Origin of the sequence: Hansschlegelia plantiphila, assembly GCF_027922265.1 — a bacterium.
Lineage (GTDB): Bacteria > Pseudomonadota > Alphaproteobacteria > Rhizobiales > Methylopilaceae > Methylopila > Methylopila plantiphila.
Genome location: NZ_BSFI01000006.1, coordinates 15,580 through 29,333, shown reverse-complemented (window position 1 = coordinate 29,333; position 13,754 = coordinate 15,580). Strand labels below are relative to the sequence as shown.

Annotated in this window: 8 protein-coding genes; 3 read left to right on the top strand and 5 right to left on the bottom strand. The window is 66.7% G+C overall.

Translation table 11 applies throughout. The annotated features are described in order from the left end of the window. Nucleotides 1–4: 4 nt before the first annotated feature. Nucleotides 5–1,525: an anthranilate synthase component I gene (trpE, locus tag PKE75_RS05400; RefSeq protein WP_271167683.1), complete on the top strand. Its 1,521-nt coding sequence runs from the start codon at nt 5–7 to the stop codon at nt 1,523–1,525. A gap of 58 nt (nt 1,526–1,583) precedes the next feature. On the opposite strand, the gene PKE75_RS05395 is transcribed toward trpE, so the two are convergent. Together PKE75_RS05395 and PKE75_RS05390 are read right to left on the bottom strand one after the other, a co-directional pair. After that, entirely contained in the window at nt 1,584–1,868 is a 285-nt protein-coding gene (locus tag PKE75_RS05395) for a YMGG-like glycine zipper-containing protein (protein ID WP_271167682.1), read from the bottom strand. 188 nt (nt 1,869–2,056) lie between these two features. Beyond that, entirely contained in the window at nt 2,057–4,381 is a 2,325-nt protein-coding gene (locus PKE75_RS05390; RefSeq protein ID WP_271167681.1) for an NADP-dependent malic enzyme, read from the bottom strand. Nucleotides 4,382–4,632: 251 nt separating this feature from the next. Here PKE75_RS05390 and PKE75_RS05385 point away from each other — a divergent pair, with 251 nt between their 5' ends. Next, nucleotides 4,633–6,615 carry a hypothetical protein gene (locus tag PKE75_RS05385; RefSeq protein ID WP_271167680.1) on the top strand — a complete coding sequence of 661 codons (1,983 nt, stop codon included), beginning with the start codon at nt 4,633–4,635 and terminating at the stop codon, nt 6,613–6,615. Nucleotides 6,616–6,629: 14 nt separating this feature from the next. On the opposite strand, the gene aspS is transcribed toward PKE75_RS05385, so the two are convergent. Beyond that, nucleotides 6,630–8,417: an aspartate--tRNA ligase gene (gene aspS, locus PKE75_RS05380; protein ID WP_271167679.1), complete on the bottom strand. Its 1,788-nt coding sequence runs from the start codon at nt 8,415–8,417 to the stop codon at nt 6,630–6,632. Nucleotides 8,418–8,567: 150 nt separating this feature from the next. Here aspS and rnd point away from each other — a divergent pair, with 150 nt between their 5' ends. Then, the gene (rnd, locus tag PKE75_RS05375) at nt 8,568–9,806 is read left to right on the top strand and encodes a ribonuclease D (protein WP_271167678.1); all 1,239 of its coding nucleotides are present in this window, start codon (nt 8,568–8,570) and stop codon (nt 9,804–9,806) included. An 86-nt stretch (nt 9,807–9,892) separates the two neighbouring features. On the opposite strand, the gene ppx is transcribed toward rnd, so the two are convergent. Further along, on the bottom strand, nt 9,893–11,434 hold the full coding sequence (ppx, locus tag PKE75_RS05370; protein ID WP_271167846.1) for an exopolyphosphatase: 1,542 nt from the start codon (nt 11,432–11,434) through the stop codon (nt 9,893–9,895). A gap of 37 nt (nt 11,435–11,471) precedes the next feature. Next, nucleotides 11,472–13,673: an RNA degradosome polyphosphate kinase gene (locus PKE75_RS05365; protein WP_271167845.1), complete on the bottom strand. Its 2,202-nt coding sequence runs from the start codon at nt 13,671–13,673 to the stop codon at nt 11,472–11,474. Nucleotides 13,674–13,754: the final 81 nt, after the last annotated feature.

The following is a 13,754-nucleotide window of genomic DNA, read 5'->3' as shown; positions in this document are numbered from 1 at the left end:
GGCGATGGTGATGTCCCCTGCCCTTGAGGATTTCGCGCGCCTCTATGACGCCGGCGTCCCCCAGGTCGTCTCGACGACGCTCGTCGGCGATCTTGAGACGCCGGTCTCCGCCTATCTGAAGCTGGCGGAGGGCCGGCCTAACGCATTCCTGCTGGAGTCGGTCGAAGGCGGCGCGACGCGCGGGCGCTATTCCATGATCGGGCTCCGACCGGACATCCTGTGGCGTTCGCGCTCGGGCCGCGCCGAAATCAACCGGACCGCGCTGACCGAGCTCGACGCCTTCGAGCCGCAGGCTGAGCCGCCGCTCGCATCGCTGCGCGCGCTTCTCGCGGAATCGCACATCGACCTCGCCGAGGGCCTCCCTCCGATGGCGGCGGGGGTCTTCGGCTATCTCGGCTACGACATGGTTCGGGAGATGGAGGAGATCGGCTCCCCGAACCCTGACGTGCTGGACACGCCAGACGCCGTCATGATGCGGCCGACAGTGATCGTGGTGTTCGATTCCGTGAAGGACGAGATCACCATCGTCACGCCGGCGCGCCCGGCTCCGGGCGTCTCGGCCGAAATCGCCCACGCGCGCGCGGTCGATCGGCTGACGGAGATCGTCGACGGGCTGGACCGGCCGGCGCCGAAGGAGGTCGCGGCGGCTACGCCCGCGCCCGACGGCGGCTACGCGCTGACATCCAACACCACGCCCGAGGAATACGAGGCCATGGTGGTGCGGGCGAAGGAGTACGTCGCGGCCGGGGACGTCTTCCAGGTCGTGCTGTCGCAGCGCTTCCAGGCCCCCTTCGATCTGCCGGCCTTCGCGCTCTATCGCGCGTTGAGGCGGACGAACCCGGCGCCCTTCCTGGTCCATCTCGATTTCGGCGGCTTCCAGATCGTCGGATCGAGCCCGGAAATTCTTGTCCGGGTGCGGGACGGAAAAGTGACGATCCGTCCGATCGCCGGCACCAGGCCGCGGGGCGCCACCCCCGCCGCCGACCGGGCTCTCGCGGCGGAGCTTCTCGCCGATCCCAAGGAGCGAGCCGAGCATCTGATGCTGCTCGATCTCGGGCGGAACGACGTCGGCCGTGTCGCCGAGATCGGCTCGGTCACGGTCACCGACCAGTTCTTCCTCGAATATTACAGCCAGGTCATGCACATCGTGTCGAACGTCGAGGGCCGGCTCGACGCTCCCCATGACGCGCTGGACGCTCTCGTCGCGGGCTTTCCCGCCGGCACGGTCTCGGGCGCGCCGAAGGTGCGCGCGATGGAGATCATCGACGAACTGGAGAAGGAGAAGCGCGGCGTCTACGCAGGCTGCGTCGGCTATTTCGCCGCCAATGGCGAGATGGACACCTGCATCGTGCTGCGCACCGCCGTGGTCAAGGACGGGCGGATCTATGTCCAGGCAGGCGCGGGCGTGGTCGCCGATTCATCGCCGGCCGCCGAGCAGGCGGAGTGCGTGAACAAGGCCAAGGCGCTGTTCCGCGCCGCCGACGAGGCCCGTCGCTTCGCGAGCGGCGCGCGCCGCGGGCAATAAAAAACGGACGCTCCGAAGAGCGTCCGTCGATGTCGCCCGCCCAGAAGAGTATCAGAACTCAGTTGCAGGGGACGCGGTAGCGCTCGCCATAGCGATTTGTTTCGTAGCACTTCGCGCGGCGCGGGCCGGGCTGCTGCGAACCGATGACCGCGCCGGTGCCGGCGCCGAGAGCGCCGCCGACAAGCGCGCCGGTGGCGTTGCCGCCGATGATGCCGCCGGCTGCTGCGCCGACGCCGGTGCCGATGAGCGCGCCGCTCAGGGTGCGTTCGTTGCGGGTTTCGCCGCAGGCGGCGAGACCGAGGGCGAGGGCGGAAACCGCGATGATCGTGGCAGTCTTCTTCATGGGCGTCAGGGCTCCGATTGCGATGCAGCTATTTTAGCCTATCCGGCGGTCGCGACCAGAGGGCTGTGCCGAACTGGTGAACTGTTCTGTCGCATGCACCGGCGCCGCAGCAGCGTCAGGCCGCTCCAGCCGCGGGCGAGCGGCTATCCGCCGCCGTCTTGGCGTGGGGGCGTCATCGCCTCGACCGCCTAAGCGGCGTCGTCCGCAGACAGGGGCGGAACGGCCACCTGGGCCTCGACGACGGCGAGCGCCGTCATGTTCACGACCCCTCTGGCGGTGACAGTGGGCGTCAGCACATGCGCCGGTCTGGCGGCGCCGATCAGGATCGGCCCCACGGGCAGAGCGTCGGCGAGCGATTTGATGAGTTGAGACGCGATGTTCGCCGAGTCGAGGTTCGGGAAAATGAGCAGGTTCGCCTCGCCCGACAGCGCCGAATTCGGCATCACGCGCTCGCGCAGGGCGGGCTGTAGCGCGACGTCGCCCATCATCTCGCCGTCGACCTCCAGTTCGGGGGCCGTCGCCCGGATGATGGCGAGCGCGTCCCGCATCTTGATCGCGGACGGAGTGTCTTCCGAACCGAAGTTCGAGTGCGACAGCAAAGCGATTTTCGGAGTGAGGCCGAACCGCGAAACCGTCCTGGCGCAGAGGATCGCGCATTCGGCGACGCTGCGCGCATCCGGATCCGGCGTCACGTACGTGTCCGCCAGGAAATAGGCGCCGCGACCGCTGATCAGCAGGGACAAGGTCGAATAGTCAGGCGCGTCTGGGGCGCGGCCGATCACCTCGTCGATCGCCTGAAGGTGATCGCGAAACCGCCCCTCAAGGCCACAGATCATCGCGTCGGCCTCGCCGCGGTGGACGGCGAGCGCCGCGATCACGGTGGCGTCGGTGCGCACGACGGTTCGCGCGCGGTCGGGGGTGACGCCGCGGCGGCCGGCGAGTTCGACGTAGAGCGAGACGTAGTCACGGTAGCGGCGATCGTCTTCCGGATTGATCGTCTCGACATCGACGCCGGGTTTGAACGTCAGGCCGAAACGGCGAGCGCGGACGTCCATGACGTGCGGTCGACCGATCAGAATCGGCGTCGCGATTCCCTCCTCGATCGCGACCTGGGCGGCACGGAGCGCCCGCTCGTCCTCGCCGTCCGCGAAAATCACCCGCTTCGGCGCAGCGCGCGCGGCGGCGAAGACCGGCTTCATGACGAAGCCTGAGCGGAACACGAAGCGGTTCAACTGCTCTTCGTAGGCGGCGAAATCGGCGATGGGCCGCTTTGCGACGCCGGTCTCCATCGCTGCGCGGGCGACGGCCGGAGCAATCCGAAGGATCAGGCGCGGATCGAACGGGCTCGGAATGAGCGAGTCGGGTCCGAACAGGCGCGTCACACCGCCATAGGCCTGGCTCACGACATCAGACGACGGTTCGCGGGCGAGCGCGGCGATCGCGCGCACGGCCGCCGCCTTCATCGCTTCGTTGATGGTGGTGGCCGCCACGTCGAGCGCGCCGCGGAAGATGTAAGGGAAACACAGGACGTTGTTGACCTGGTTCGGGAAATCCGACCGGCCGGTGCAGATCATCGCGCCTGGGCTCGCGGTTCGGGCCTCGTCCGGCATGATCTCGGGGGAAGGGTTGGCGAGCGCCATGATCATCGGCTTCGGCGCCATGCGCTTCACCATGTCGACCTTGAGCACCCCGCCGGCCGAAAGCCCGAGGAACACGTCTGCGCCGTCGATCACCTCGCCGAGCGTCCGCTTGTCGGTCGGCTGCGCATAGATGCTCTTCCAGCGGTCCATGAGAGCCTCACGGCCCTCATAGACGACGCCCTCGATGTCGGTGACCCAGATGTTCTCGCGCTTAGCGCCAAGCGTCACGAGCAGGTTGAGGCATGCGAGCGCGGCCGCGCCGGCGCCCGAGGTCACGATCTTGACCGAACTCAGATGCTTGCCCGCGAGCTCCAGCCCATTGGTGATCGCCGCGGCCACGATGATCGCTGTTCCGTGCTGATCGTCGTGAAACACCGGTATGCCCATCCGGGCCCGGCAGGCTTCCTCGACCTCGAAGCACTCGGGAGCCTTGATATCTTCGAGGTTGATCCCGCCGAACGTCGGCTCGAGGGCGCAGACCACTTCGATCAGTCGGGCGGCGTCGTTCTCGGCGACCTCGATGTCGAACACGTCGATGCCGGCGAATTTCTTGAACAGGACCGCCTTGCCCTCCATCACGGGTTTGCTGGCGAGCGGACCAATGTTTCCAAGGCCGAGCACCGCCGTGCCGTTCGAGAGCACCGCCACAAGATTCTGCCGAACGGTGAGCTCCGCCGCCTGCTCGGGATTCTCGGCGATCGCGTCGCACGCAGCCGCCACGCCCGGCGAGTAGGCGAGCGCGAGGTCGCGCTGATTTCCGAGCGGCTTCGTCGCCTGAATCTCGATCTTCCCGGGTCTGGCCCCGGTGGCGGTCGATCCGCGATGATACACCAGAGCCCCGGTGCGTAGATCGTCTGACATCTGGCTGGCCATGGCGAGCTCCCGGGAGGCGTCGTTCTCGTGCGACGTGGGTGGAGGGACGGCTAAGGGCATTGGCGCCTGCGGTGGCGAAGCGTCAAGCCGAAGCAGCGTACTGGACCACGATTCCAGTCCGGCATGCTTCCCGCCGCCGCCGACGCGCTGGGATCGTATGTCGCGGACGTGACACACTTGTTCGGGACGGTAATCAGGCGCCGCCACATGACTCTGATTCGACGCCATATGCGCGGGATGGATCGACCTGCATGAAGCGAAAGCTCGCTATCGTCGCCGTTTGCGTGACGGCCCTTGTCGGCGCTGTCGCGCTCGCCTGCCCGATCATCGCCCGGTATGTCGCCGAGGCCGAGGTCGATGACGCGCTGAGGCTTATCCGCCGTCAGAGCACCGCGGTAGCGAACCGCGGAGACGTATCGGTCGATATCGCGAAGCGATCGGTCACCATTCGCGATCTCTCGATCGAACCGCCTGGCGATGGGTCCAAGGTGCGGATCGCCGCGCTCACCTTTAGGCGGCCATGGAAAAGCAATGAACGCCTGTCCGCTGACGAAGTCGTGCTGGAAGGCGTGACCGTCACCTCGCCCCTCGCCATCACGACAGCCCCAAGAATCGCTATTCGAAGCTATTCGGGGCCCGCCCGCGGTCTCGTCGCGACCCCGGGCATCGGAGCGATTGCGCGAAGCCAGGCTGACGTCATCGGTCAAGTTTCCAGCGCCGGGGCGGATATTCCCTCGATCGAGATAGCGGATCAAAAGACGGGCGTTCGGCGCACGCTCGATCGGGTCTCGATCGGACGGGTCGATGGAGGCCTGGTCAGTCGGGTCACGGTGTCCCGCGCCACGATCGACGCTCCGGACCTACGCCCGGCGCCTAAGCAAGCTCGCGAACTCGAGTTGACCGCCGGCGAACTCGTCGCCGAGCGGTTGAGCCTTCCGATCTTATGGAGGTTCTTCGCGGGCGACGGAGCGGGCGACCGCGAACCGCTCGCCGAAATGGTGTCGGCGTCGCGGGCCTCGGTGACGTTCGGATTGAGGCCGAGCGGCTCCATGACGATCCGCTCGGACCTGCTCTATGCGAAGGCTCTGCAGCTCAGGGCGCTCGCTTTTCCGTTCACCGTGATCGACGACGTCGTCGCGAAGCTGCGGCGCGGCGAAGCGCCGACGCCGGCGGACGTTCGCCGGCAGGCGTCGATCGTGGTGGACGCGGCCTCGGCCTTCTCCTTCGGGGCGATCGGCGCGAAGGAGACCCAGGCGCAGGCTTTACTGCCTGACGGACGCAGGGTTTCGGCCGCGCTGAAGTCCTTCGAGATCGGTCCTTATGTCGATGCGCGTCTCGCGAACATAACAGCGCAAGGCCTCACCTATGACGACGGGGCGGGCGTCTCCGCGGCGATCGAGCGGTTCGATCTCGTCAAGCTCGACGCGACCAGGCTCGCCGCCTACGGCGCCAGAGTGGGACGCGACGAAATCATGCTGACCACGAGGCCCACCGCGGAGGACGTGATCCTCACGGCACCGCGGATCGAACGGATAGCCCTGACGCGGGCGGGCTTCAGAAGCTCGCTGGGAGAGTTGAACGTCGCAGGCGCAAGCGTCGATATCGACGCGCCGCTCGACGCCGTGCCCCAACGTCTCGCAATGAAGTTCGACGCTTTAGACGTCGCGCCATCCAGCGGCTCGTGGTTTGCGGAGGCGCTGCGCTCCGCTGCGGTCGAACGGCTGCGCGGCGCCGCGACCCTGACGCTGGCGCTGAATCCGACCAACAACAAACTCGAACTCGATGCGCTCGAAGCGCGCCTTGAGGGGATTGGCGCGATTACAGCGAAGGGCTCCCTCGCCAAGGTCGACCCGACGATCGCGATTTCCAAGGGTGCCGACTTCGTCGACAAGCTCTCCGCGATCGTGATCCAGTCCTTCAAATTCACAGCCAGAAATGATGGCGGCTTCGAAACGTTGCTGCGCCGCGCTGCGGAGCAGTCCGGCGCCGAGGCGGAGCAGTTCCGCGAGGCGACCGCCGTTCAGGCGGACGCGCAACTTCTGCGGCTGTTCGGCCCGCCCGCGGCTCAGTCCGGCGAGGCGCTCGCCGATTTCATCCGGGAACCGCGGTCGATCGTCGTGTCGATCGACCCCAAGTCGCCGGACGTGACGCTGATCGACTTCATTCGGTCGCTGGCGCTTGGGCCTGCGGGAATCGCCCAAACCATCGACGTCACAGTTCTCAACAAGCGCTGAACCGACGCGTCCGCTCAGCCCGTCTTGGCGGCCGAGGCGGGAAGACTGGTCCGGATGTGCAGATCGCGCAGCTGCTTGGGCGAGGCTTCATTCGGCGCGCCCATCAGCAGGTCGAGCGCCTGCTGGTTCATCGGGAAGATCGAGATCTCCCGGAGATTGTTCGTCCCGCAGAGCAGCATCACGATGCGGTCGACGCCCGCAGCCATGCCGCCGTGCGGCGGCGCGCCGTACTGGAAGGCGCGGTACATGCCGCCGAAGCGATCGATGACCTCCTGCTCGCCATAGCCCGCGATCTCGAACGCCTTAACCATCGCCTCCGGACGATGGTTGCGGATGCCGCCGGACGCGATCTCGTAGCCGTTGCAGGCGATGTCGTACTGGAACGCCTTTATGGTCAGCGGGTCCTGACCGTTCAGCGCGTCGAGGCCGCCCTGCGGCATCGAGAAGGGATTGTGTGAGAAGTCGACCTTCTTGTCGTCCTCGTTCCACTCATACATCGGGAAGTCGACGATCCAGGCGAGCTCGAAACGGTCGAAGTCGACGAGCTTCAGCTCCTCGCCGACCTTGGTGCGGGCCATGCCGGCGAAGCGCACGAATTTCGATGGATCGCCCGCGACGAAGAAGGCGGCGTCGCCGTCCTTGAGGCCGAGCTGAGTGCGGATCGCCTCCGTCCGCTCCGGTCCGATGTTGTTGGCGACTGGTCCAGCGCCCTCGCCGCCCTCGCGCCACATGACGTAGCCAAGGCCTGGCTGGCCTTCGCCCTGCGCCCATGAGTTCATCCGGTCGCAAAACGCGCGGGAGCCGCCACCTGGCGCAGGAATCGCCCAGACCTGATTGCCTTCGGTCTCGAGCATCCGCGCGAACACCTTGAAGCCCGAGCCGCGGAAGTGCTCGGAGACGTCCTGCATGACGAGCGGATTGCGCAGGTCCGGCTTGTCGGTGCCGTATTTGCGCAGGGCGTCGGCGTAAGGGATGCGCGGCCAGTTCTTCGTGACCGGCTTGCCCCCTGCGAAATCCTCGAAGACGCCTGTGATCACCGGCTCGACGGAGGCGAACACGTCTTCCTGCTCGACGAAGCTCATCTCGAGGTCGAGCTGATAGAACTCGCCGGGAAGGCGGTCGGCGCGCGGGTCCTCGTCGCGGAAGCAGGGCGCGATCTGGAAGTAGCGGTCGAAGCCGCTCATCATGATCAGTTGCTTGTACTGCTGCGGCGCCTGCGGCAGCGCGTAGAACTTGCCTGGATGGAGACGGCTCGGCACGAGGAAGTCGCGCGCGCCCTCCGGCGACGAAGCGGTCAGGATCGGCGTCTGGAACTCGAAGAAGCCCTGCCCCTTCATCCGCGCGCGCATCGAGTCGATGATCGCGCCGCGGGTCATGATGTTCTTGTGGAGCTTCTCGCGGCGCAGATCGAGGAAGCGATAACGAAGGCGCGTCTCCTCGGGATAGTCCTGATCGCCGAACACAGGCAGCGGCAGTTCGGCGGCGGGGCCGAGAACCTCGATCTCGGTGCAATAGACCTCGACCTGCCCGGTCGGCAGTTCCGTGTTGTCCGTGCCCGCCGGACGCGCGCGCAACCTGCCGTCGACGCGGATGACCCATTCCGAGCGCGCCGTCTCGGCCATCTTGAAGGCCGGGCTGTCGGGATCGACCACGACCTGCGTCAGACCGTAATGGTCGCGCAGATCGATGAAGAGCACGCCGCCATGGTCGCGCACGCGGTGCACCCAGCCGGACAGCCGAACAGTCTGGCCGACATGCTCCGGACGGAGTTCGCCGCAGGTGTGGGTGCGGTAGCGATGCATCGTGAAACGTCCCGGATTGCGGAGAAGCGGCGCGCTCCGCCTTCAAAAGCGGCCGGACCACGGCATGAGGCCCCTGCCTTGTCAAGGACGTGAGGCTCAGGGTCGCGCCACGCAAGACAATGGGCATGCTCTCCGCTATATGCGGGCGCGATGATGATCACGACGACAGAAGAACTCGCAAGCGTCTGCGCTCGGATGGCGCGCGCGGCATTCGTAACGGTCGACACCGAGTTCCTTCGGGAGACCACCTTCTGGCCCAAGCTGTGCGTGGTGCAGCTTGCGGACGATGAGGGCCCCGTCGTGATCGACGCGCTCGCGCCGGGCGTCGACCTCGCTCCGCTGTTCGATCTGATGACGGACGAGACCTGTCTGAAGGTCTTCCACTCCGGCCGTCAGGACATCGAGATCTTTCACCATCTCTCCGGCCACGTGCCGCACCCGGTGTTCGACACCCAGGTCGCGGCGATGGTGCTCGGCTTCGGCGACTCGATCTCTTACGACCAGCTGGTTCAGCGCACGACCGGCGTCGTGCTCGACAAGTCGTCCCGCTTCACCGACTGGAGCCGCCGGCCGCTTTCGGACGACCAGGTCACCTACGCGATCGCGGACGTGACCCATCTTCGCGACGTCTACGGCAAGCTGTCGAAGGACCTCGAGGCGCGCGGCCGCGCCGAGTGGCTGGTCGAGGAGATGGAGACGCTGACGTCTCCCGCAACCTACGCCGCGCATCCGGAGGACGCCTGGCAGCGCTTCCGCTCCCGGCTTCGCAAGCCCCGCGATCTCGCGGTGATGATGGAGCTTGCGGCGTGGCGCGAAAGCGAGGCGCAGACGCGGGACGTCCCACGCTCGCGCGTCTTGAAAGATGACGCCCTTGTCGAGGTGGCGACGCGTGCGCCACGCACCGTCGATGCGCTCGGCGGCCTCCGGGCTTTTCCTCGCGGCTACGAGCGGTCGCGCGCTGGCCAGGAAATCCTTGAGGCGGTCGCGCGAGGGCTCGCGCTCGATCCAGCATCCCTGCCCGCGATCGAGCGTGAGCGCGGCGGCGCCGGGGCGAACCCTGCGACCGTCGAACTGCTCAAGGTGCTGCTGCGCATGATCGCGGAGCGCAACGCGGTGGCCTCAAAGATCATCGCCAACGTCGACGATCTCGAACAGATCGCGGCCGACGACGACGCCGGCGTCCCGGCGCTCAGCGGCTGGCGTCGCGAATTGTTCGGCGAACAGGCGCTCAAGCTCAAGGCCGGCACGCTGGCGCTCGCGATCGAGCGCGGCCGCGTGGTGACGCTGGAGCGCGATCCGGGTGAGGACGGTCCCCTGCCCGCTCCAAAGCCGCGCCGCAACCGCGGCGAACGGCGGCCGGAAAAGGTGGCCGCGCCGTCCGTCGACTAAGAGCGTCAGACGGTTGCGAGGCCGGCCTCACTCCCCAGAACATCCCCGGGCTACCGCCTCTGTCCGCGAACGCCGCGTCGCCGAGCCTAGACGACGACGATCGCGGTGCGCCGGGCCAGCAGCTTGCCGAGCTTCTGCAGCCGGTTCTTCAGGCGCTCATTGGCGAGATCGCTGAGTTCGGTCGGCAGCTTCAGGGTCAGGGTCTCCCGTTTCAGCACTAGCGGCGTCCGCGGCAGGATCCCGGCGACGGAACCGGAGACGATGTACGCGACCCGCATCGCCGCGCCGAGCGTCCTGGCCCGATCGAGAATGCGGGTCGAAGCGAGTTCGCGGATCCGCGGGGACGCCTCGTCGTCGAGCAGGCCCATGTGGCGGTAGAAGATCGCGAGCGACATGAAGGCCCGGCCAGGGTGATCGACGCCGGTGAATGCGGCGTGGGCGATGACGTCGAGCGCCTGCTCGCCGCGGTAGTCGGGGTGCACCCGCCAGGCGATGTCGGCGAGATAGCACGCCGCGTGACGCCAGCGTCGCTCCTCGGCGCTCTCGTCGATGTCGGCGCTGCGAAACAGACGATCTGTCCAGTCGACCAGATCGTCGCCATGCCGCGGCGCCCGGGCGCGCAGCCATCCAAGGTCGCGCGCGGACGCCAGCAGACCGTCCTCGCGCCTGCCCTCGTCGTCGAGCAGTTCGTAGAGCAGCCCTTCGCGCACGCCCAGTCCCGACATCACCACCTCACGCGGCTTGCCGATCCGGATAATGTGCTCGAGCACGAGCGCCCCATAGGCGAGCAGCGGTCGACGTTCCGAGGCGACGACCGAGACCGCGGTCAGCGTGTCGGGATCGACGCGGCGAACGAGACGGCAGAACTCCAGGGCCTCGCGCGCCGGGATCGTGTAGCCGTGGAGAACGTGGAGCGGATAATTCTTCTGCACCATGTGCATGTGGGCGAGCGCCCGCCATGTGCCGCCGACGGCATAGAATGCGCGGTTCTTCAGCCTGGCCAGTTGCCCCGATTCATCAAGCGCGTCGCGGACGATGCGATCAGCCTTCTTGATCGAACGGTCCGAAACGTCCTGCAGTCGGATGCCGCCGAGCGGATAGGTCACTCCCGGGCCGACGCGGCTCTTCGCGACATCCACGAGTTCGAGGCTGCCGCCGCCGAGATCGCCGACGACGCCGTCCGGACGAAAGACGCCGGAGACGACGCCAAGCGCCGACAACCGCGCCTCGCGTTTGCCCGAGAGCACCTCGATCGGCTCCCGGCAGATCACTTCGGCCTCCCGGATGAACTCGGCTCCGTTCGCCGCGTCGCGGGCGGCCGCGGTCGCGAGCACGTGCATCCGCCCCACGCCAAGTCCGTCGGCGAGGGTGCGGAAACGTCGAAGCGCGCCCAGCGCTTTCTGGGCGGAATCGTCGGAGAGGCGACCGGTGCTGGCGAGCGAGCGCCCGAGCGCGCAGAGCTCCTTCTCGTTGAACATGGCGGCGGGCGAACGCGATATGCCTTCGTAGACGACCAGGCGCACCGAGTTCGACCCGATATCGACGATGGCGACGGGGGGGCCATAGGGCAGGCGGCCGGGCGCAAGCGGAGGCTTGCCCGTGGCCGAAACACGTTCGAGCTCGGCCATCGGAGGCGGGCCCTTCTCCTCGATCTTCTTGTCCCGCTTATCCACGCTTGGCCAACCGCCTCGGAGAACTCGTCTTAACGGATTTGCCCCGTCCCGAGAGGCTCGGATTGGTCATGAAGTACTGGTGGGCGTTGAACGGCTCTTCGCCCTCGGCCGGAACGATGCGCCGTGATGAGCCATCGGGAAGGATGGCCCAGCTCTGCTGATTGTCCTTGAGGTTCGCGACCATGATCTGATCGAGCACCTGTTCGTGCACGGTTGGATTGAGGATCGGCAGCATAACTTCGACCCGGCGGTCGAGGTTGCGCTGCATCAGATCCGCCGACGAGATGTAGAGATGCGCCTGAGGCGAAGGCAGACCATGGCCCCCGCCGAACGCATAGATCCGGCTGTGCTCCAGGAAACGCCCGACAATCGACTTCACCCGGATGTTCTCGGACAGCCCCGGCACGCCAGGCCTCAACGAGCACATGCCGCGCACCACGAAATCGACCTGGACCCCGGCTTTGCTCGCTTCGTAGAGCGCATCGATCGTCTCGGGATCGACAAGGCTGTTGCACTTGCCCCAGATCGCGGCCGGCCGCCCCGCTTTCGCGTGGCTGATCTCCTCGCGGACATGAGCGAGGAAGACCTTGCGCAGCGTATTCGGGGACGCCGCCATACGCTCGAGTTCGGCAGGCTCCGCATAGCCCGTGATGAAGTTGAACAGCCGCCCGACGTCGCGTCCGATCGTCGGATCAGCCGTGAAGAACGATAAGTCGGTGTAAATCTTGGCGGTGACCGGGTGATAGTTGCCCGTGCCGATATGACAGTAGGTCGTCAGACCGCCAGCCTCCCGGCGCACCACCAGCGACAGCTTTGAATGCGTCTTCAGCTCGATGAAGCCGAAGACGACCTGCACGCCCGCCCGCTCCAGATCGCGCGACCAGCGGATGTTGGCCTCTTCGTCGAACCGAGCCTTCAGCTCGACCAATGCCGTGACCGACTTGCCAGCCTCCGCCGCTTCGGCAAGCGCCTTCACGATCGGGCTGTCGGACGACGTACGGTAAAGCGTCTGCTTGATCGCGACGACGTTCGGATCGCGCGCCGCCTGGTTCAGGAACTGCACCACCACGTCGAACGATTCATACGGATGGTGGACGATGAAGTCCTTCTCGCGGATCGCCGCGAAGCAGTCGCCGCCGGCGTCGCGGACGCGCTCGGGAAAGCGCGGGTTGTAAACCTTGAACTTGAGGTCCGGCCGGTCGATCGAGACGATCTGCGACAGGTCTCCGAGCGCGAGCACCCCGTCGACAACGAACACCTCATCGTCCGAAACGTCGAGCGCGTCGACAATGAAGGCGCGGAGATCCGGCGGCATCGTGTTTTCGATCTCGAGACGGATGACCGAACCGCGTCGGCGACGCTTCAGCGCGCTCTCGAAGGTCCGCACGAGATCCTCGGCCTCTTCCTCGACTTCGAGATCGCTGTCGCGGATCACACGGAAGCCGGCCTGCGCCTTGACCTGATAGCCGGGAAACAGCCGCCCGATGAACAGGCCAATCACCTGCTCGAGGCTGATGAAGCGCGCGCCCTCGAACTCGCCGTCCGGCAGGCGGATGAAGCGTTCGATGCGGGCGGGCATGCGGATCAGCGCGTTGAGCGCCCGGCCGTCGCTTTGGCGTCCGAGCTGGAGCGCAATCGTAAAGCCGAGATTGGGTATGAACGGGAACGGATGCGCGGGGTCGACGGCGAGCGGCGTCAGCACCGGGAAAACGTAGTTCAGGAAATAGTCCTCAAGCCAGACCTTCTCCGACTTCGTCAGACCTGGCCCCTCGATCAGCAGGATTTTGGCGTCGATCAGCTGCCTGCGCAGCTCGAGCCAGCGCGTCTGCTGGTCGTGGGCGAGAGTCGAAACCACCTCGCCGATGCGGGCCAGCTGCTCGGCGGGCGACAGCCCGTCGGGCGAAAGCTCCGTCAGCCCGCTGCGCAGCTGACCCTTGAGGCCAGCGACGCGGACCATGAAGAATTCGTCGAGGTTGTTCGCGGAGATCGACAGGAACCGCAGTTGCTCGAGCACGGGGTGGTTGAGGTTGGACGCCTCCTCCAAGACCCTTCGGTTGAAGCCGATCCAGGAGATCTCGCGGTTCATGAAACGCGAGGGGTCGCCGGCCGGGACTTTGGGCTCCGGCTCCGCGGGCGCCGCGAGCTGGGCTTCGGCGATCGCCGCGCGTGGCGGCACCTGGGCGATCTCGGTCATCGAATCGTCTTTCACGGAAGGCTCTCGCTTCTGCGCGGGCCGACGGCGGCCGCGAGGCTGCTTACGACGTTCGTGTGACGG

What these genes read in the sequence shown, in the direction of transcription:
- trpE (WP_271167683.1), top strand. Translation starts at nt 5, where the DNA reads ATGGTGATGTCCCCTGCCCTTGAGGATTTCGCGCGCCTCTATGACGCC.
- PKE75_RS05395 (WP_271167682.1), bottom strand. Translation starts at nt 1,868, where the DNA reads ATGAAGAAGACTGCCACGATCATCGCGGTTTCCGCCCTCGCCCTCGGT.
- PKE75_RS05390 (WP_271167681.1), bottom strand. Translation starts at nt 4,381, where the DNA reads ATGGCCAGCCAGATGTCAGACGATCTACGCACCGGGGCTCTGGTGTAT.
- PKE75_RS05385 (WP_271167680.1), top strand. Translation starts at nt 4,633, where the DNA reads ATGAAGCGAAAGCTCGCTATCGTCGCCGTTTGCGTGACGGCCCTTGTC.
- aspS (WP_271167679.1), bottom strand. Translation starts at nt 8,417, where the DNA reads ATGCATCGCTACCGCACCCACACCTGCGGCGAACTCCGTCCGGAGCAT.
- rnd (WP_271167678.1), top strand. Translation starts at nt 8,568, where the DNA reads ATGATGATCACGACGACAGAAGAACTCGCAAGCGTCTGCGCTCGGATG.
- ppx (WP_271167846.1), bottom strand. Translation starts at nt 11,434, where the DNA reads ATGGCCGAGCTCGAACGTGTTTCGGCCACGGGCAAGCCTCCGCTTGCG.
- PKE75_RS05365 (WP_271167845.1), bottom strand. Translation starts at nt 13,673, where the DNA reads ATGACCGAGATCGCCCAGGTGCCGCCACGCGCGGCGATCGCCGAAGCC.